This is a genomic window from Porphyrobacter sp. THAI-01a, assembly GCF_056868655.1.
In genome coordinates, this window is record NZ_CP180579.1 from 2,927,317 (window position 1) to 2,944,190 (window position 16,874).

At 70.1% G+C, this 16,874-nt stretch carries 18 protein-coding genes, 1 tRNA gene and 1 pseudogene; 7 read left to right on the forward strand and 13 right to left on the reverse strand.

All coding sequences use genetic code 11. The features are described from left to right. Window positions 1–123: 123 nt before the first annotated feature. The 3 genes from nusG to ACMX37_RS14080 all read right to left on the reverse strand — a co-directional run bounded on the left by nusG (window position 124) and on the right by ACMX37_RS14080 (window position 1,223). Window positions 124–660, reverse strand: coding sequence for a transcription termination/antitermination protein NusG (nusG, locus tag ACMX37_RS14070; protein WP_483146529.1), 537 nt, complete (start codon window positions 658–660; stop codon window positions 124–126). Window positions 661–715: 55 nt separating this feature from the next. Further along, window positions 716–958 (reverse strand): preprotein translocase subunit SecE, encoded by a 243-nt coding sequence (gene secE / locus ACMX37_RS14075; protein WP_483146530.1) that lies wholly within the window; start codon window positions 956–958, stop codon window positions 716–718. A gap of 189 nt (window positions 959–1,147) precedes the next feature. Continuing rightward, window positions 1,148–1,223 (reverse strand) — tRNA-Trp (locus ACMX37_RS14080). A 94-nt stretch (window positions 1,224–1,317) separates the two neighbouring features. Between ACMX37_RS14080 and aat the strand changes: the two genes are divergently transcribed. Next, window positions 1,318–2,145 (forward strand): leucyl/phenylalanyl-tRNA--protein transferase, encoded by an 828-nt coding sequence (gene aat / locus ACMX37_RS14085; protein ID WP_483146531.1) that lies wholly within the window; start codon window positions 1,318–1,320, stop codon window positions 2,143–2,145. Between the two features lie 35 nt (window positions 2,146–2,180). On the opposite strand, the pseudogene ACMX37_RS14090 reads toward aat, so the two are convergent. The 4 genes and pseudogenes from ACMX37_RS14090 to ACMX37_RS14105 form a co-directional block, all read right to left on the reverse strand. Further along, window positions 2,181–2,417: pseudogene (locus ACMX37_RS14090) on the reverse strand (DUF2155 domain-containing protein); the annotation flags it as partial. Between the two features lie 167 nt (window positions 2,418–2,584). Then, entirely contained in the window at window positions 2,585–3,016 is a 432-nt protein-coding gene (locus tag ACMX37_RS14095) for an NADH:ubiquinone oxidoreductase subunit NDUFA12 (protein WP_483146532.1), read from the reverse strand. A gap of 44 nt (window positions 3,017–3,060) precedes the next feature. Further along, window positions 3,061–3,579, reverse strand: coding sequence for a DUF192 domain-containing protein (locus tag ACMX37_RS14100; protein ID WP_483146533.1), 519 nt, complete (start codon window positions 3,577–3,579; stop codon window positions 3,061–3,063). After that, on the reverse strand, window positions 3,573–4,127 hold the full coding sequence (locus ACMX37_RS14105; protein ID WP_483146534.1) for a regulatory protein RecX: 555 nt from the start codon (window positions 4,125–4,127) through the stop codon (window positions 3,573–3,575). Before ACMX37_RS14105 ends, ACMX37_RS14100 begins: the two co-directional genes overlap by 7 nt. 254 nt (window positions 4,128–4,381) lie before the next feature. On the opposite strand from ACMX37_RS14105, the gene ACMX37_RS14110 reads away from it, so the two are divergent. Continuing rightward, complete coding sequence (locus ACMX37_RS14110; protein WP_483146535.1) at window positions 4,382–6,115, forward strand: fatty acyl-AMP ligase; 1,734 nt, start codon at window positions 4,382–4,384, stop codon at window positions 6,113–6,115. A gap of 42 nt (window positions 6,116–6,157) precedes the next feature. On the opposite strand, the gene ACMX37_RS14115 is transcribed toward ACMX37_RS14110, so the two are convergent. The 3 genes from ACMX37_RS14115 to ACMX37_RS14125 form a co-directional block, all read right to left on the reverse strand. Continuing rightward, window positions 6,158–6,334 carry a hypothetical protein gene (locus ACMX37_RS14115; protein ID WP_483146536.1) on the reverse strand — a complete coding sequence of 59 codons (177 nt, stop codon included), beginning with the start codon at window positions 6,332–6,334 and terminating at the stop codon, window positions 6,158–6,160. 30 nt (window positions 6,335–6,364) lie between these two features. Then, the gene (locus tag ACMX37_RS14120; protein ID WP_483146537.1) at window positions 6,365–6,721 is read right to left on the reverse strand and encodes a DUF4440 domain-containing protein; all 357 of its coding nucleotides are present in this window, start codon (window positions 6,719–6,721) and stop codon (window positions 6,365–6,367) included. Between the two features lie 125 nt (window positions 6,722–6,846). Further along, window positions 6,847–8,346 carry a TIGR00341 family protein gene (locus ACMX37_RS14125; RefSeq protein WP_483146538.1) on the reverse strand — a complete coding sequence of 500 codons (1,500 nt, stop codon included), beginning with the start codon at window positions 8,344–8,346 and terminating at the stop codon, window positions 6,847–6,849. 215 nt (window positions 8,347–8,561) lie between these two features. On the opposite strand from ACMX37_RS14125, the gene ACMX37_RS14130 reads away from it, so the two are divergent. The 5 genes from ACMX37_RS14130 (at window position 8,562) to ACMX37_RS14150 (ending at window position 14,180) form a co-directional block, all read left to right on the forward strand. After that, window positions 8,562–9,773, forward strand: coding sequence for a toxic anion resistance protein (locus ACMX37_RS14130; RefSeq protein WP_483146539.1), 1,212 nt, complete (start codon window positions 8,562–8,564; stop codon window positions 9,771–9,773). After that, window positions 9,773–10,591 carry a hypothetical protein gene (locus ACMX37_RS14135; protein ID WP_483146540.1) on the forward strand — a complete coding sequence of 273 codons (819 nt, stop codon included), beginning with the start codon at window positions 9,773–9,775 and terminating at the stop codon, window positions 10,589–10,591. Before ACMX37_RS14130 ends, ACMX37_RS14135 begins: the two co-directional genes overlap by 1 nt. A 3-nt stretch (window positions 10,592–10,594) precedes the next feature. After that, on the forward strand, window positions 10,595–10,894 hold the full coding sequence (locus ACMX37_RS14140; protein WP_483146541.1) for a polyhydroxyalkanoic acid system family protein: 300 nt from the start codon (window positions 10,595–10,597) through the stop codon (window positions 10,892–10,894). A 146-nt stretch (window positions 10,895–11,040) separates the two neighbouring features. Beyond that, window positions 11,041–11,631, forward strand: a complete 591-nt coding sequence (locus ACMX37_RS14145) for a biliverdin-producing heme oxygenase (protein WP_483146542.1) — start codon at window positions 11,041–11,043, stop codon at window positions 11,629–11,631. Further along, complete coding sequence (locus tag ACMX37_RS14150; protein ID WP_483146543.1) at window positions 11,628–14,180, forward strand: HWE histidine kinase domain-containing protein; 2,553 nt, start codon at window positions 11,628–11,630, stop codon at window positions 14,178–14,180. Before ACMX37_RS14145 ends, ACMX37_RS14150 begins: the two co-directional genes overlap by 4 nt. Here the strand turns inward: ACMX37_RS14150 and ACMX37_RS14155 are convergent. From ACMX37_RS14155 to ACMX37_RS14165, 3 genes are all read right to left on the reverse strand, one after another. After that, entirely contained in the window at window positions 14,177–14,950 is a 774-nt protein-coding gene (locus ACMX37_RS14155) for a class I mannose-6-phosphate isomerase (RefSeq protein WP_483148416.1), read from the reverse strand. The two genes, ACMX37_RS14150 and ACMX37_RS14155, sit on opposite strands and share 4 nt — an antisense overlap. A 23-nt stretch (window positions 14,951–14,973) precedes the next feature. After that, a complete protein-coding gene (locus tag ACMX37_RS14160) occupies window positions 14,974–16,014 on the reverse strand; it encodes a mannose-1-phosphate guanylyltransferase (RefSeq protein WP_483146544.1) in 1,041 nt (346 codons plus the stop codon). Window positions 16,015–16,099: 85 nt separating this feature from the next. Continuing rightward, on the reverse strand, window positions 16,100–16,831 hold the full coding sequence (locus ACMX37_RS14165) for an energy transducer TonB (protein ID WP_483146545.1): 732 nt from the start codon (window positions 16,829–16,831) through the stop codon (window positions 16,100–16,102). Window positions 16,832–16,874 lie beyond the last annotated feature (43 nt).

Genomic DNA, 16,874 nt, shown 5'->3' on the forward strand with positions numbered 1-16,874 from the left:
GTGACGCATCGGCCTCAAAGAGGCCGCGAGCGCACGCGCGCGAGCCGCAGGTGCCCCGGAGCGTAGCGGAGGGAACAGCACCGAGGACGTGCCCGCGCAGGCGGGCACGCACACGGAGGCCCCTCACTTCACCAGTTCGACTTCCTCGAAGCCCAGTTCCACCGGGGTGGCGCGGCCGAAGATCGACACGCTGACCTTGACCTTCTGCTTGTCGAAATCGAGCTCTTCCACGATCCCGTTGAAGCTCGCGAAGGGCCCGGCGTTGACCTTGACCGAATCGCCGATCTCGTAATCGACGCTGATGTCGCGCTTGGGGGTGGCCTGGGCCTCGGCGACGCCGCCGAAATAGCGCGCGGCCTCCTTTTCGGAGATCGGCTGCGGCTTGTTGCCCGAGCCGAGGAAGCCGGTCACCTTGGGGGTGTTCTTGACGAGGTGGTAAATGTCGTCGGTCATGTTCAGCTTGGCGAGCACGTAGCCGGGCATGAACTTGCGTTCGACCTGGACCTTCTTGCCCCGCTTCACCTCGGTCACGGTCTCGGTCGGGACCTGCACTTCCTCGACGCCTTCACTGAGGCCGAGGCGTTCGGCCTCGGCGATGATCGCGTCGCGCACCTTGTTCTCGAAACCGGAGTAAGCGTGGATGATGTACCAGCGGGCCATGGGTCGTCCTTGGAATTGGGTCTGACGGGCAGAGGAATCGGGGGGGCGGGTCGGCCTACTGCAGCAGGCCGATCAGCGCGCGCACGATCGCGCCGAAGGCGCTGTCGATGCCGAGGAAGAACAGCGAGAGGATCAGCATGAAGATGAACACGAAGATCGCCGTGCGCACCGTCTCCTCGCGGGTCGGCCAGACGATCTTGTTCGACTCGGCCTTGACCTGGTTGAAGAACTCGCCGGGCGAGGTCTTGCGCTTCTTTTCCTCGGCCCCGTCCTTGGGGGCGATCATCTTGTCGGCCATGCAGCCTCGTTCCTTCGCGTAATGCCTTCACGTCTCGTCCGGCCGGCTTTCAGGTAGGGCTCCGCGCCGCCCGGGACAAGGTCGCCGGAGGGGCTGGATGATCTGCCGATGTCGGAAAGACGCCGACGCCCTTACGCGCACGGGGCCGCGATTGCAAGAGAGCGGCGGGGACCGGCGATGGCGGAGAAATGGCAGGGGTGACAGGATTCGAACCCGTGGCCCTCGGTTTTGGAGACCGATGCTCTACCAGCTGAGCTACACCCCTGCAGCACGTTGGAGCGCGCCCCTTAGCCAAGGCGCCCGGGATAGGCAATCCTCTTTGCCTCGCAGGGGGCGGCCATGTATTGTGCGCTGCAACCATGCACGCGCCGCAACGCCCTCCGATCCCCGTCGAGACCCTGCTGCTCGCCTATCGCAGCGGCATCTTCCCGATGGCCGACCGGCGCGAGGATCCGGAGGTGTTCTGGGTCGAGCCGCGCGAGCGGGCGATCATCCCGCTCGAAGGGCTGCACCTGTCGAAGTCGCTGCGGAAGGTGATCCGCGCGGACCGTTTCACGGTGACGGTCGACCGCGCCTTCGAACAGGTGATCCGCGCCTGCGCCGAGCCGCGCCCCGACCATCCCGAGACGTGGATCAGCGAACGCATCGTCCAGTCCTATCTCGGCCTGCACCGCGCCGGGCACGCCCATTCGGTCGAATGCTGGCAGGAGGGCGCGCGCGGGCAGCCGGAGCTGGTCGGCGGGCTCTACGGGGTCAGCTTCGACCGGGTGTTCTGCGGCGAATCCATGTTCAGCCGGGTGCCCGACGCGAGCAAGGTCGCGCTCGCCTGGCTGGTGGCGCTGATGCGGCGGGCGGGGATGGTGCTGCTCGACTGCCAGTTCATGACGGAGCACCTGCGCTCGATGGGCGCACGCGAGCTGTCGCAGGCCGATTACCGGCGGCTGGTCGAGCGCGCGCAGGGGCAGCCGCCCGCCAGCCTCGGCATGGCATGGCGCGCCTTTGCCGGGAGCTATGTCGCAGGCGGCGCGGGAGCCGGAGCGGCGGGCGCAGGGGCAGCCGGCGTCGACGCAGCCGTGGGCGAAGCCGAGGGACCGGCGGCCGGACGGCCGGAGGCTTCGGCCTTGGGCGAGGCGGGGCCCTCCTCGCCCGGGAAGCTCATCGTGCAATCCTTGACCCAGACATCGTAGATCGGGTGCTCGACCACGTTGAGGCTGGGCGATTCGAGGAACATCCAGCCCGAGAACACGCGGCGGTGCTGCGCCGCCCCGCGCTCGCGGATGTCGACCTGCACGAAGGCGCCGGTCTGCTGCGGCATCTCCCAGGGCGCGGTGCGCTCGCAGGCGGAGACGCGCACGATCACCGGCCCGACCTCGCGCGCCTCGCCGGGCTTGAGGCGGAGCTCTTCGGAGACGTTGTTGCGCTTGTTGAGCAGGCCGAGCACCGCGACCCGCTCGTTCATCGGGGTCGCGCCGTAATCATTGGCGGGGGCAGCCGTGGCGGCGGCCGCGGGTGCGGGCGTCGCGTCCTCGAGCGGGACCTTGACCGCCTCGCCCTCGGGCGCGGCGAAGTAGTCGCAGGCCGCAAGGCACAGCGGCAGGACGAGGACGAAGGCCCGCACGCGGTGCCTCAGCCGTCCGCGGCGCCGGGGGTCCAGGCCTCGTAATCGCCGACGGCGCGCGCACGCTGGCCGCCGCGTTCGAGCGCACCCTGCGGGCGATAGGCGGCCGCGGTGCCGGTGGCGTTGGGGGTGTAGTCCACCTCCCACACCTTGGGCGGCGGCAGGTGGCTTTCGGGCACCTCGTCATAGGTGCCGTGGAGCCAGCCGTGCCATTCGCTGGGCACGCGGCTGGCATCGTTGGCGCCGTTGTAGATCACCCAGCGCTTCTCGCGGCTGGTATAGGAGCCGTCGTTCGGCCCCGCAGCCTTCGGGCGGGCGCGGTAATACTTGTTGCCGGCGGCATCGGTGCCGACGTGCTCGCCCTTGGCGCGGCTCGCCCAGAGGTGGGTGCCGATGGTGGCACCGTCCCACCAGGTGAAGATCTTCATCAGGATTCCCATGGAGGCGCGCCTAGCCGAATTGGCGGGGAGCGCCAAGGGGGAGATCACCGGGGCAGGCTGTAACTCACCTTGTCGCCCGGCACGATCCCCAGTTCCTTCGCCCGGCCGGCGCGCAGTTCCAGCACCGCGCTCGCCAGCCCCTTCGAGGTCACCGAATCGAGCGAATAGGGCACGGTGTTCGCCGCGATGTTGGCGATCCGCCCGTCCGGCCCGATGAAGATGATGTCGAGCGACAGGGGCGTGTTCTTCATCCAGAAGCTGCGCGTCTCGGGCACGGCCGAGGGGAAGATCATCCCCTCGTTATCGCCGAGCTGGGTGCGGAACATCAGCCCGCGCGCCTGCGCCTCGGGCGTGTCGGCAAGCTCGACCCGGAAGGGCAGCCGCTTGCCCCCGCGCTCGACGGTGAGGTCGATCACCCGAAGCCCCGAGACCGGGTGGCGCGCGGCGGCGGTGGCGGCGGGCGGCGCGGGGCTCTGCGCAGTCGCGGTCGCGCCCCCGCCCGGGGAACAGGCAGCAAGCGTTCCCAGCATCAGCCCCGCTGCGGCCAGAATGTGCCTCACCATGTCCCGCCTGTCCCTTCATCATCGCCCGGTTCCGCGAGCCATTCCTCGACCTCCTCGATCCGCGTGGCGGCGAGGATGGCCTTCACATGCTCGTACTGGTGGCCTGCGCGCAGCATTGCTGCAACGGCTTTTTCGCGGGCCTTGCCTGCCGCGAGCGGATCGGCGTCGTCGTCGGCTGCCCCGCCGAAGGGGCCGAGCCGGCGCTTCTGTGCCATCAGCACCGCGGCGCGGCGGCTCGCCGCCTCGCCCGGGGCGTGGGCGGCACGCAAGGCATCGCCGACCCCGGCATGGCGCAGGCTCTCCTCCACCCGCCGCGCGCCATAGCCCCGCGCCCCCAGATCGCGGGCGCGCATCCGGGCATAGGCATCGTCATCGACATAGCCGAGCTCCGCCAGCCGGGCGACGAGCGCGGGGAGATCGGGATCGATGGTCCGCCCCTCGTCATCCTCGGCGAGGCCGCGTTCCCTGATCTTGCGCGAAAGATAGGCCTCAAGCCGCGCTCCCGTGGAGGCGAAGCGGGCGGCGTAATGCAGCGCCAGGTCGCGCAAATTCGCCTCGGTGAGCGGGGGCCTGGCCCGCCGCTCGCCCCGCCGCCGGGTACGGCGATCCTCACCGGTATCGCGACCGGCCGATGACGAATTCGCTTTACCTGAAACCATTTCGCCTTATTCGTGCCACTTTCCTTATCAAATGCGAACTCTGGAAGACGCCGGACTATGCCCGGCGACACGGGGTTATGCCAGAGCGCGGAAGGGGTGCCACCATGAACCGCGCCGCAACTGACGGGTATCGCTGAAAAACCATGACCGACGCCGCCCTGACGCCGACGCCGAACGACTGCGACCTGCCGCGAATCCGTGCGCAATTCGCAACCTTCAACGACGCTATCGACTATGCTGCGCAGAGCCTGAAGGGGCTCAACTTCCACGACATGCGTGGCGAACTGGCGCGCGTCTACCCCTATAAGACCATGCGCGAAGATGCGCTGGTCATGGCACGCCGGCTGGTCGCGGCGGGGATCGGCAAGGAGGACCGCGTCGCCCTGATCGCCGAGACCGGCGCGGAATTCGCCGCGCTGTTCTGCGCCTGCGTCTATGCCGGTGCCTGGCCCGTGCCGCTGCCGCTGCCGACCACCTTCGGGGGCAAGGACAACTACATCGACCAGCTGGCGATCCAGCTGATGAGCTCCGACCCCAAGCTCCTCCTCTACCCCGAGGAGATCGCCGAGATGGCCGCCGCCGCCGCCGCGCGGCAGGGCTGCGCCGCCGAAAGCTGGCAGGACTTTGCCCGCCGCGAGGCTCCCGAGGTCACCCTGCCCGAGGCCAGCCCGGACGATATCTGCTACCTCCAGTATTCCTCCGGCTCGACCCGCTTCCCGACCGGTGTGGCCGTCACCCACCGGGCGCTGCTGCACAATCTCTACGGCCACGCCGAGACGATGAACCTCGGCACCAACGACCGCTGCGTCAGCTGGCTGCCGTGGTATCACGACATGGGCCTCGTCGGCTGCCTGCTCTCGCTGATCGCCAACCAGGTCTCGGGCGACTACCTCAAGCCCGACGCCTTCGCCCGCCGCCCGCTCGCCTGGCTCGACATGATCAGCCGCAACCCGGGCAACACGCTCTCCTATTCCCCGACCTTCGGCTACGACATCTGCGCCCGCCGCATCTCGAGCCAGAGCCATGTCGCCGAACGTTTCGACCTCTCGCGCTGGCGGATCGCGGGGAACGGGGCGGACATGATCCGGCCCGACGTCATGCAGAACTTCGTCAACGCCTTTGCCGAGGCAGGCTTCAAGGCGGCGAGCTTCACCCCCTCCTACGGCCTTGCCGAGGCGGTGCTCGCGGTGACGGTGATGCCGCCGGGCGAGGGCATCCGGGTCGAGCTGGTCGAGGAGGAGCGCCTCTCGGGCGCCCCGCGCGACCTCTCCCGCCCGGCGCGCTACCGCGCGATCGTCAACTGCGGCAAGCCGCTGCCCGACATGGAAGTCGCGATCCGCGACGAGAACGGCAATCCGCGCGGCGATCACCAGATCGGCAAGGTGTGGTGCCGGGGCCCCTCCGTCATGCACTCCTACTTCCGCAACGAGGAAGCCACGAACGACTGCCTGGCTGACGGCTGGCTCGACACCGGGGACATGGGCTACACCGCCAAGGGCTACCTGTTCATCGTCGGCCGGGCGAAGGACATGATCATCATCAACGGCAAGAACCACTGGCCGCAGGACATCGAGTGGGCGGTGGAGCAGCTTCCCGGCTTCAACCACGGCGACATCGCCGCCTTCGCCATCGAGATGGAGAACGGCGAGGAAGCGCCCGCAGTGCTGGTGCACTGCAAGGTGAGCGATCCCGAGGAGCGGGTGCGTCTGCGCGACCAGATCGCCGACAAGGTGCGCTCGGTCACCGGCATGAGCTGCATCGTCGAACTCGTGCCCCCGCGCACCCTGCCGCGCACCTCGTCGGGCAAGCTCAGCCGCGCCAAGGCGAAGAAGCTTTACCTCGCAGGCGAGATCGTCCCCATCCAGCTGGCAGCCTGAGGCGCCTCAAGGCTGAACCTCCGGGCCCCGTAAGCCGGCCCGTCAGATCTTCTCGGGCGGAGCCTCGTCGGGACCGCGGCCCGGCTCGTCGATATCGGGCGGAACAGGCTCGGTCTCGGGCGGCGGCGACCTGTAGGGTTCGGCAGGTTGCGGCGGCGCCTCCTCGGGAGGGACAGCAGGCTCGACAGTGTCGGGCTCAGTCGGCGGGATGGTGGCCACGATCACATCTCCTCGCAATCGAAATAGCGTTCAGCCGGCGGTGAGCGGCACGGTCTGCTGGTGCTGCACCACCCGCCATTCGTCATGCGCCAGCCTGCGGATGGTGCTGGTGCAGAAGGCGACATAGCTGCGGTCGGAACGCGTCGCCTCGGCCCTGTAGGCAAGGACGATCAGCCCCTCCTGGGGACGCACGACCTGCTCCTCGCTGAAGGTCACTTCCGACCAGCGCGGCGTGTCCTCGACCGCGGCGACCGCCTGCCCGGCCGTGAAGACATAGGGCTGTGCCGGCAGGACCATCAGGCATTCGTCGTCGATCAGCGCCTCGTAGGTCTCGGGACCACCGGTCCAAAGGCTCCGTTCGAACTCCCACACCCGCGCATCTTCCATCACCCGACTCCTTCCGGCTGCGCTGGGGTAGCGCCCGCGCGGGCGATCGTTCCGCAGGGGTGGGCGCGATCGGGACGACCGGTGCCTGGCATCCCGCCAACAGAGCAGGCGGACCGGCGGGCGGCCTAGTCCGCCTCCTCGGCCCAGCTTGCGCGCAAGGGGGCCGCGCCCGCGCGGGTTTCGGCGGCGACGCCTGCCTCGCGCAGCACTTCGGCGGCGGCCTCGGCAGTTGCGGCGGGGCCGGTGAGCACCACCGCGCGGCCGAGCCGCTGCGCCGCCCAGCCGGTCAGCGCCAGCGCGCGGGCGCCCGCCTCGGTCGGCGCGCCCTCGGCGAAGGCGATCGCGTCCGGCAGGGCGGCGGGCGGCGGCACCAGTTCGATCCGCCATTCGGGCTCGCTCGCGGCGATGCGCGCTTCGAGCGCGCGGTAGGTCGCAAGGCTCGCGCCCTCCAGCCGCTTCGCCCGCACCAGCGCGCGGCGGCGGGCGTTGTCGATCAGCACCTCGCCCGGCTCCACCCCCGCAGCCAGCGCCAGCCGCGCCGTCAGCGCTGCGGCGCGCGAGGTCGCGGCGCGCTCGTCGCGTTCGCGCGCGGCGGAAAGCTGGGCGCGCTCGGCGGCGGTGGCATTGGTGCCGACCTCGTATTGCACCAGATCGAGCTTGACCGGCTCGTCCAGCCGCTCGGCCAGCGCGCGCTCCACCCGCGCCTCGACGCCGGCCTGCAGCATCGGCGTGAAGATCACCGCATGGACCCCCACCGGGGCGGCAGCGAAATCGATCTCCAGGACATCGAGCTGCGAGCGGTCGTCGAACTGCGCACGGATCTCGCTGCGCACGATGCGTTGGGCGTTGGCCTCCCACGCGATCCGCTGGAGCGAGAAGCCGAGCGGCACGGCAAGCGCGATGAACACCGCCACCACCATGAAGCTCTGCACCTGCGACTGGCCCTTCGACAGGTTGGCGCGGAAGCCGTAGAGCTTGGCCATGCCGAAGGCGGTGAGCGCGATGGTGATGAAGTTGGTCACGAACAGCAGCAGCGCGCCGGAGAACACCGTCCAGTTCCAGGTGGCAAGGCCGTAGCCGACCACCGCGAGCGGCGGCATCAGCGCGGTGGCGATGGCGACGCCGACGATCGCCCCCTCGCGCCCGCGGATCATCGCATAGGCCCCGGCAAGGGCCGAGAACAGCGCCACGAACAGGTCGAACAGGTTGGGCCGGGTGCGCGCGGCGATCTCGGTGGTGACGGCCTGGATGGGCGAGACGAACACCAGCACCGCGCACAGCAGCACCGCCATCACGCTGCCGATCATGAGCGTGCGCAGGCATTGCTTTAGCCAGTCCCAGTCCCCGATCGCGAGCGCGAAGCCGAGGCCCATGATCGGCCCCATCAGCGGCGAGAGCAGCATCGCCCCGATCACCACCGCCGGCGAGGACAGCAGCAGGCCGAGGATCGCGATGGCGCCGCTCATCGCGGTCATGAACAGGTAGTGTTCGGACAGCTGGCCGTCCTCGCGGCGGCGCTCGGTCACCTCGGCCTGGTCGACGCGGCCGATGACGTGCACGGCCCACCATTCGCGCACCCCGGCGAGCATGCCGCCGAGCGGGGCCTGATCCGTGGTCTGGTTCATCGTCAGCCCCTCGCCTTTCGCCTTTTGCGCCCGCAGCCTAGCCCGCCCTGCGGCGGATTGCCAAGCGGGCCTTGCGGGCATGGACGCAGGGAGCGATTCAGGCGTAGCATGTGCACGCGCGCTTGAAAGGCGTGTTTTAGATCACTAATACAGTGGGCACGGCCGTTTTCGCGCCTTGTGTGGCGCGGTGGCCCAGAGGGAGCACGAGACGAGGCATGAGCACCGAAACCAAGACGGCGACCGCGACGGACTTCACCCTCACCCCGCCCGATCCGGTGCCCCAGGTCGCGCCCGAGCAGGCCGCGGGTCTGGTGCCGGTCACATCCGAGCAGAAGTCGAAGCTCGACACGAAGGTCGATGCCTTCGTGAACGAGCTGGTCTCGGTCGATGCCAACTCGCCCGCTTTCGGGGAGAAGGTCGACCAGATCACCCGTATGGGCCAGGAACAGATCCGCGCCGCCGCCGCCATGTCGAACCGCTTCCTCGACCGCCCGGTGCGCGCGATGGATGCCGACGGCAGCGTCGGCAAGGATCTCGCCGAGCTGCGCCGCACGGTGGAAGACCTCGATCCCGGCCGTCAGGGCAAGCTGTCGGGGCCGCGCAAGATCCTCGGGCTCATCCCCTTCGGCAACAAGATCAAGAACTACTTCGACAGCTACACCTCCGCGCAGGGGCACATCGCGTCGATCCTGCAGCGGCTCGAAAGCGGCAAAAAGGAGCTGCATCTCGACAACGCCGCGATCGATACCGAGCGCCAGAAGCTGTGGACCGCGATGGGCGAGCTGGAGCAGATGATCCACATCGCCAAGACGCTCGACGAGCGGCTCGAGCAGAAGGCGCTGGAGCTGGATTCGTCCGATCCCGCCAAGGCCAAGGCGCTGCGCGAGAGCGCGCTGTTCTATGTCCGCCAGCGCACCCAGGACCTGCTCACCCAGATGGCGGTGAGCGTGCAGGGCTATCTCGCGCTCGACCTCGTCAAGAAGAACAACGTGGAACTGGTGAAGGGCGTCGACCGCGCCAGCACCACCACGGTCGGCGCGCTGCGCACTGCCGTCACCGTGGCGCAGGCGATGACCAACCAGCGGCTCGTGCTCGGCCAGATCACCGCGCTCAACAAGACCACCAGCGACATCATCGATTCGACCAGCGCGTTGCTGCGCGAACAGACCGCGCAGATCCACGAGCAGGCGGCCTCCTCCACGATCCCGCTCGAGACGCTCCAGCGCGCCTTCCAGAACATCTACGACACGATGGACGAGGTCGACAACTTCAAGGTCCGCGCGCTCGATTCGATGAAGCAGACCGTCACCGTGCTGACCGCCGAGGTCGAGAAGTCCAAGGGCTACATCGCCCGCGCCGAAGGCCAGGCCCAGGCCCAGGCCAAGGTCGCCGCGCAGACGCCCTCGCTGCTGGCGCTGGACCGCTGATGCCCGACACCACCCGCGAATCCGACCGCATCCTGCGCGAGGCCAAGCGGAGCCTCGTCACCCAGCGCGAGGGCGGTACCCATCGCCCTGCACCGCGCGGGGCGAGCATCGGGAAGGCCTCGGCCGAGGTCAAGACGAAGGCGCTGCTCAGGAAGGCGCGCAATATCGTGCTGACGCTGCTCGCGCTCTACATCGGGGCCGGGATCACGGGTGCGATCATCGGCGGGATCGGCTTCTGGGGCGTGATGACCGTGGTGGCGCTCACCGCGATCGTCTTCGCCATGTTCGCCGCGACCGGGAAAGTGAAGACCCCGCGCCGCGAGGAGCTGAAGCAGGGCAATCCGCACCAGATGGTTGCCCGCACCGAGCTGTGGCTCGAGGCGCAGCGTCCCGCCCTGCCTCCGCCGGCGCAGGCGGTGGTCGACCGGCTCGGGGTGCAGCTCGATGCGCTGGGGCTGCAACTGAAGGGCCTCGGCGACAACGAACCGGCGATGGCCGAGGTGCGCGAGCTTGTGGGCGAATACATCCCCGAGACCATCGACAATTACCGCAAGATCCCGGCCCACCTGCGCGGCGAGGAACACGCCGGCAAGACCGCCGACGAACGCCTGACCGAAAGCCTCGAGAAGCTCTCGGGCGAGGTCGACCGCGTCACCCGCCGCCTCGCCGAGGGCGCGCTCGACGATCTCGCGATCAGGAGCCGCTATCTCGAATACCGCTACGGCGGTGCCGAGGCGCTCGAGGACATGACGGGGATGCCCGACACCGGCGTGCCCCTGCCCGATTTCGCGGCTCTGCCGACCAAACAGGAGCGCTGAGCCATGCGCGTGACCCTTCCCCACAACCTCACCAAGGAAGAGGTCCGCCGCCGGATGCGCGCCCATGCCGACGAGATCGGCGGGTTCTTCCCGGCAGGCCTGGCCAAGGTCACCACCGGCTGGCCGCACGAGGACCGCATGAACATCACCGCGGAGGTCATGGGCCAGGCCATCCCCGGCGGCGTCGAGGTGCGCGATCACGAGGTGGTGATCGAGATGGACCTGCCGCTCCTGCTCTCGGTGATGAAAGGCCCGCTCGAGGCGGCGGTGAAGAAGGAAGGCGGGCGGCTGCTCGCCCCCTGAACCGGGGCCCGCTGCGCGCGGGCGATTGCCATGACGGCCTGCATATGTAACAATATCTGTACATATTGTTTGCCTAATTTGCCTTACACTCGGGATCGTGCGGCAGATCGGCTTGGTGGTCGATTCGGACGGGAAGGACGGGTGGCATGGCACCGGTCACGGATAATGCAGACCCGGGCGAAAGCCTGCGCGCGCATCTGCGCAGCGCGACGATGGCCGCGCACGACCTGCTCGACCATGCGATGCAGGCGGCTAGCGGATGGCAGACCCGCGCCGATTATGCCCGCTTCCTTGCCCTGCAACACGCCGCCCGCGCGCCTCTGGAAGCCTGGATCGGCGCCCATGCGCCGCGCGGCCTTGCCCCGCCGCCGCAATCCGGGCTGATCGCGCGCGACCTTGACGCTCTGGGCTGCGCCCTGCCCGCACCCGCACCGCTCTTCACCCTCGGCCGCACCGGCGCAGGGCACGCGCTCGGCACGGCCTGGGTGCTGGCCGGATCGGCGCTCGGCAACCGCGCCATCGCGAGGCAGGTCGCCCGCATCGGCGGCGGCGCCTGGCCGGTGGCCTTCCTCGATGACGGGGCGATGATGGCCTTCTGGCAGGGCCTGAGGGAGAAGGTCGAACGCCCCGCCGGGGCCGAGGAAGCCGAAGGGGCGACCCGCGCGGCCGAGGCCGTCTTCGCCCACTTCCTCGCCGTCGCCGAGGGCGCGCAGGTGCCGGAAGGCGCTGCGTCATGAACCTTCACCAACGCAGCGACACGCTCACCGAATGCGATCGCGAGCCTATCCACCACATCGCCGCGATCCAGAGCTTCGGCGGATTGCTGGCGGCCGATGCCGCGGGGCAGGTGGTGCACGCCTCGGCCAATGTCGCAGAGCTGCTCGGTCTTTCCGAGACACCGGCTCCCGGCACCCCGCTTGCCGCGATCCTCGCTCCCGGGGCCCTCGCCACGCTCGAACAGGCACTCGGCGGGCTTGCCGGGGTGGACATGCTCGAACGCCGCTTCGGGCTCGATCTCGCCGGCACGGGCACGCTGTTCGACTGCGCCGTGCACCGCTCCTGCGGCCTGTCGGTCATCGAGTTCGAGCCCCACGCCGCGAGCGACTTTGCCGACCATGTCAGCATGATCGTTCCCGTCATCGCCCAGCTCGAACAGGCATCGAGCCTAGCGGCCCTGTGCGACACCGCGGCGCGGCTGGTGCGGCAAATGACGGGCTACGACCGGGTGATGATCTACCGCTTCCACCCCGACGAAAGCGGCGAGGTGATCGCCGAGGACAAGGACGGGAGCCTGGAGCCCTTCAAGGGACTGCGCTACCCCGCCGCCGACATCCCGCAGCAGGCGCGCGAGCTGTTCCGCCGCAACCGCTTCCGCGTCATCGCCGACATGACCGCCGAGCCCGTGCCCATTGTCCCCGCGCTGGGGCCGGAGGACACCCCGCTCGACCTGTCGATGTCGATGCTGCGGGCCCATTCCAAGATGCACCTCGCCTACATGCGCAACATGGGGGTGGGCGCTTCGCTGGCGATCGCGATCGTCCGGCACGACCGGCTGTGGGGCATGATCTCGTGCCACCACCGCGAGGCCCGCCTGCCGCCCTATTCGCTGCGCACCGTGGCCGAACTGCTGAGCCAGACCTTCTCGCTGATGCTCGACCGCATCCTGGTGGCACAGGCCGAAGGGCTGCGCGAACGGGCGCGGCAGCTGAACGACCGCCTGCTGCTGCGCCTGGCGGGCGGGGTCAGCCTCGCCGACAGCCTGCCGATGATCGAGGAACTGCTGCGCGGCACGATCCAGCACGACGGCATCTCGCTCTTCGCCGACGGGGAATATCGCGCCAGCGGCGATGCGCCCGACGAGGACGCCTTCCGCAACGTCGCGCCGCTGCTGGCGACGACGCTCGGCGGGGCGACCCATGCCACCACCCGCCTCGCCGACCAGATCGCCGAGGCCGCGCCCTTCGCGCACCGTGCGGCGGGCGCGCTGGTGCTGCCGCTGTCGCGCGGCACGCGCGATGCGCTGGTGCTGTGGCGCCGACCGCTCGAACGGGTGGTGCAATGGGCGGGCGATCCGACCAAGGCGGTCGCCGCGCCCGGCGAACTGCTCCAGCCGCGCGCGAGCTTTGCCGCCTGGGCCGAAACGGTGCGCGGCCATTCGGCCGAATGGAGCGCGGAGGAATGCGAGATCGCCGCGCGCCTGCGCCGCACGCTGATCGAGGTGATCCTGCGCATGAGCGAGGATCTCACCCGCGAGCGCGCCCGCGCGGCCGAGCAGCAGGACCTCCTTATCGCCGAATTGAACCACCGCGTGCGCAACATCCTCGGGCTGATCCGCGCGCTGGTGTCGCAGTCGCAGGCCGAGGCGCTCTCGGTGCCCGGCTTTGCCGCGATCATCGGCGGGCGCATCGCCGCCCTGGCGAGCGCGCACGACAACATCACCGCCAAGAACTGGGGCCCGGCAAGCCTCGCGCGGCTGATCGAGGCCGAGCTTGCGCCCTATAGCGGCACGGCCCGCACGCGCTTCCGCCTGAGCGGCGATGACGTGCTGGTGACGCCCGAGGCCTACACCATCCTCGCGCTGGTGGTGCACGAACTGGCGACCAACAGCGCCAAATACGGCAGCCTCTCGGCCCGCGCCGGGACGGTCGAGGTCAGCCTTGCGCGCACCGCCTTCGGCGATCTCGCGCTGCGCTGGCGCGAGAGCGGCGGGCCGCCGGTGACCGCGCCGACGCGCCACGGCTTCGGCTCGACGATCATCACCCGCTCGATCCCTCACGATCTCGGCGGAGAGGCGGACGTGCGCTACAAGCTCGGCGGGGTGGAGGCCGAATTCCTCGTTCCCGCGCGCTATCTTGCCGCGCCCGATGCGCCCGGGCGGCGCCTCGCTCCGCCCACGCCCGATCCGCTGCGCGCCGACCGCCTGCCGCCCGATGCGCCCGCGCGGGTGCTGGTGGTCGAGGACAGCATCATCATCGCGCTCGACACCGAGGAGAACCTGAAGCGCCTCGGGGTGGCGGAGGTGCGGCTGGAAAGCTCGGTCACAGGCGCGCTGGCGGCGATCGCGGAGAGCCCGCCCGATTTTGCGATCATCGACTTCAACCTCGGCGGGGAGAGCTCGGAGCCGATCGCCGAGGCCCTGCGCGCGGCGGGCGTGCGCTTCGTGCTGGCGACGGGCTATGCCGAAGGGGCGGGCAGCTTCGAGCGGCTCGGTGCGGCGGCGGTGCTGCGCAAGCCCTACGGCATGACCGAGATCGAGCGGCTGCTCGTCGGCGCGGAGCCCGCCTAGGCCGCGCGGGCCAGCAGGGTCACCTGCGCCGCACTGAAATCGAGACTGTCGAGGCCGTCCGCCACCAGGCACTCCCCCGCCGCCGCCCGGGCCGACCCGTCCTTTGCGGCAACCTCTCCCGCCAGCGGCAGCGCCAGCAGCGGCCCGCTCCACGCCATCAGGGTCGCCGCATCGGGGATGCCCTCGATCCGGTCGAGGCGGAAGTGCGGACCATCCACCAGCACCGGCCCGGCGGCGATCGACCGCTTGTTGCCCGGCGGATAGCGCCCCCCCGAAGCGACAGCGAGGGCCCGCTCGAGATGCAGTTCGCGCGGGCGGCCGTAATCGTAGAGGCGGAAGGTGGTTTCGCTGGTCTGCTGCACCTCGACCAGCGCGAGGCCCGGGCCGATCGCGTGGACGGTGCCGGCGGGCAGGTAGAACAGATCACCGGGCCGTGCCGGATGCCATGCGAGGAGCGACTCGATGCTGCCGTCCTGCGCGGCGGCGGCGATCTCCTCGCGCGTCACCTCGCGCGTGAAACCGATCGCAAGGCTCGCCCCCTCCTCGGCATCGAGCACCAGCCAGCACTCCTCCTTGCCTGCCTCTTGCGCGAGCGCCGTGGCGTCGGAGGGGTGCACCTGCACCGAGAGCTTCTCGCTGGTGAAGAGGTACTTGACCAGAACCTGCGGCAGTTCCGGCGGGGGCTCGAACCAGATCTCCCCGATCCGTTTGCCGGGCGGCGCGGCGAAGGGAGCAGGCAGCACCTCGCGGCCCCAGACCTTTTCGACCATCAGCGTGGAGAGCCGGCGGGCCGTCACTGGTTTGCCGCCCCGGGCAGCTTGCCCACGCCTTGCGCGCCGTCGCGGGTGGTGACGAGCACCTCGCCGCCCGAGACGACGATGCACACCCCCTCGAGCCCGACCGCCGAGATGCGCGGCCCATCGGTGGTGGCGAAGACATCGCGGCAGCCCGCAAGGTCGACCGCCCCGCGCACGACATTGCCCTGCCCGTCGGCCTCGCCTGCCAGCGCGTCGGCGAGCGCGGCCCAGTTGCCAATGTCGGACCAGCCCATATCGGCCGGGACCATCGCCGCGCGGGCGGTGTTCTCCATGACGGCATAGTCGATCGAATCGCCCGTGATCGCGGCGAAGGGCGCTGGCGCGGGATGGAAGCGCGCGCCCTCCCACCGGCCGCCCGCCACCGCATCGGACACCAGCCGCGCCATCTCGGGGCGATACGCGGCGAGTTCCGCCAGCAGGTGCCCGGCGCGGAAGGCGAAGATCCCGCCGTTCCAGCTGTATTCGCCGCTCGCGAGATAGGCCTCCGCCCGCGCCCGGTCGGGCTTCTCGACGAATTCGCGGATCGCATAGCCCCCGGCAAGCGGCGTGCCGCGGCGCAGGTAGCCGTAGCCGGTCTCGGGCCGGTCCGCGGCAATGCCGAAGCTCACGAGATGATCCTCCCGCGCGAGGGCCGCCGCGGCGAGGGCTGCGGCGCGGAAGGCGTCGCTGTCGGCGATGTGGTGGTCGCTCGGGCAGACGAGCATCACCGCGTCGCCCGGCAGCAGCGCGGCGGCGAGCGCGATGGCGGGCGCGGTGTTCTTCGCCGCCGGCTCGATCACCAGCCGCGCGCCGGAACCCGGTCCGAGCTGCGCTTCGATCAGATCGGCATGGTCCGCACCCGCGACCACGACCGGCGGGGCGAAGCGATCGTCTCCGGCGACCCGGCGCACCGCCTGTTCGAACAGGGTCTCCTCGCCCAGCAGCGGCAGGAACGGCTTGGGCCGCGCCTTGCGGCTCACGGGCCAAAGCCGCGTGCCGCCGCCGCCGCAAAGGATCACAGGATGGATTGCAGTCACGCGAATGCCCCTCGTCTGGTCCGGCCCTATCAGCAAGTTTGGACGAAACGTAGCACTGGGCGGAATTATTCCGCCACCTATCGCATCAGAACCACTGCTGTCGCCAGTAAAAGGGCGCGGCGACCGGATTGCCGGCGGCATCGCGCGCCGGGCGGAAGCCGAGGCGACTCTCGACGAGGCGGCAGGTGATGCGGTCAGCCTCGGGATCGGGGCTGGGGCGGTAGATGCTGCAATCGCGCGCGCGGCCATCCGTGCCCACGGTCACGCGCACGATGACCTGCGTGCCGCGCCGCGCCTCGCGCCCGCCGGGAGGCACCGGAAAGTCGCGGGCATTGTCGATGCTGCCGGAGATGTGGACGGGCTTGGATACCGCCACCCCGCCGCGCCCGCTGCCGGAATTGCCGCTGCCGGTGCCGAGCCCCGTGCCTGCCGCGCCCGTGCCCTCGCCTTCCGCCGCCGCGCCCGAGCGGTTCGCGGTGCCGGTCGAGGCGGCGCGGGGTAGCGGCTCGTCTTTCCTGACCCGCACCCTGGGCGGCTGGGCAGTCACGGGCTTCGCCACCGCCTCGCGCCCGGGGGCGCCCTGTGCGCCTTCATCCGGTTCGGGGCGATTTTCCGGCGGGGGCGGCGGCGGCGGGGGCGGCGGCGGCGTGGCGATGCTGAAGGCCGAGACCACCTCGCGCTCGACCGCGGCGGTGATGTCGGGCGCAAGCGCGCGCGCGAGGCCGTAGAGCGCGGCAATGTGCAGCAGGACGATGCCGGCGATCAGCGGCCAGCTGAGCCGCTTGCGCCGGGCGCCGAAGGGTTGTTGTGTCGCCATCGCCGCGCGCCTGCCTGTCCGTTTCCTCCATTCCGGATGCAGT

Excerpts from the sequence above, each read along its gene's own strand:
- nusG (WP_483146529.1), bottom strand. The coding sequence starts at position 660 with ATGGCCCGCTGGTACATCATCCACGCTTACTCCGGTTTCGAGAACAAG.
- secE (WP_483146530.1), bottom strand. The coding sequence starts at position 958 with ATGGCCGACAAGATGATCGCCCCCAAGGACGGGGCCGAGGAAAAGAAG.
- aat (WP_483146531.1), top strand. The coding sequence starts at position 1,318 with ATGCACGCGCCGCAACGCCCTCCGATCCCCGTCGAGACCCTGCTGCTC.
- ACMX37_RS14095 (WP_483146532.1), bottom strand. The coding sequence starts at position 3,016 with ATGGGAATCCTGATGAAGATCTTCACCTGGTGGGACGGTGCCACCATC.
- ACMX37_RS14100 (WP_483146533.1), bottom strand. The coding sequence starts at position 3,579 with ATGGTGAGGCACATTCTGGCCGCAGCGGGGCTGATGCTGGGAACGCTT.
- ACMX37_RS14110 (WP_483146535.1), top strand. The coding sequence starts at position 4,382 with ATGACCGACGCCGCCCTGACGCCGACGCCGAACGACTGCGACCTGCCG.
- ACMX37_RS14120 (WP_483146537.1), bottom strand. The coding sequence starts at position 6,721 with ATGGAAGATGCGCGGGTGTGGGAGTTCGAACGGAGCCTTTGGACCGGT.
- ACMX37_RS14125 (WP_483146538.1), bottom strand. The coding sequence starts at position 8,346 with ATGAACCAGACCACGGATCAGGCCCCGCTCGGCGGCATGCTCGCCGGG.
- ACMX37_RS14130 (WP_483146539.1), top strand. The coding sequence starts at position 8,562 with ATGAGCACCGAAACCAAGACGGCGACCGCGACGGACTTCACCCTCACC.
- ACMX37_RS14135 (WP_483146540.1), top strand. The coding sequence starts at position 9,773 with ATGCCCGACACCACCCGCGAATCCGACCGCATCCTGCGCGAGGCCAAG.
- ACMX37_RS14140 (WP_483146541.1), top strand. The coding sequence starts at position 10,595 with ATGCGCGTGACCCTTCCCCACAACCTCACCAAGGAAGAGGTCCGCCGC.
- ACMX37_RS14145 (WP_483146542.1), top strand. The coding sequence starts at position 11,041 with ATGGCACCGGTCACGGATAATGCAGACCCGGGCGAAAGCCTGCGCGCG.
- ACMX37_RS14150 (WP_483146543.1), top strand. The coding sequence starts at position 11,628 with ATGAACCTTCACCAACGCAGCGACACGCTCACCGAATGCGATCGCGAG.
- ACMX37_RS14155 (WP_483148416.1), bottom strand. The coding sequence starts at position 14,950 with ATGGTCGAAAAGGTCTGGGGCCGCGAGGTGCTGCCTGCTCCCTTCGCC.
- ACMX37_RS14165 (WP_483146545.1), bottom strand. The coding sequence starts at position 16,831 with ATGGCGACACAACAACCCTTCGGCGCCCGGCGCAAGCGGCTCAGCTGG.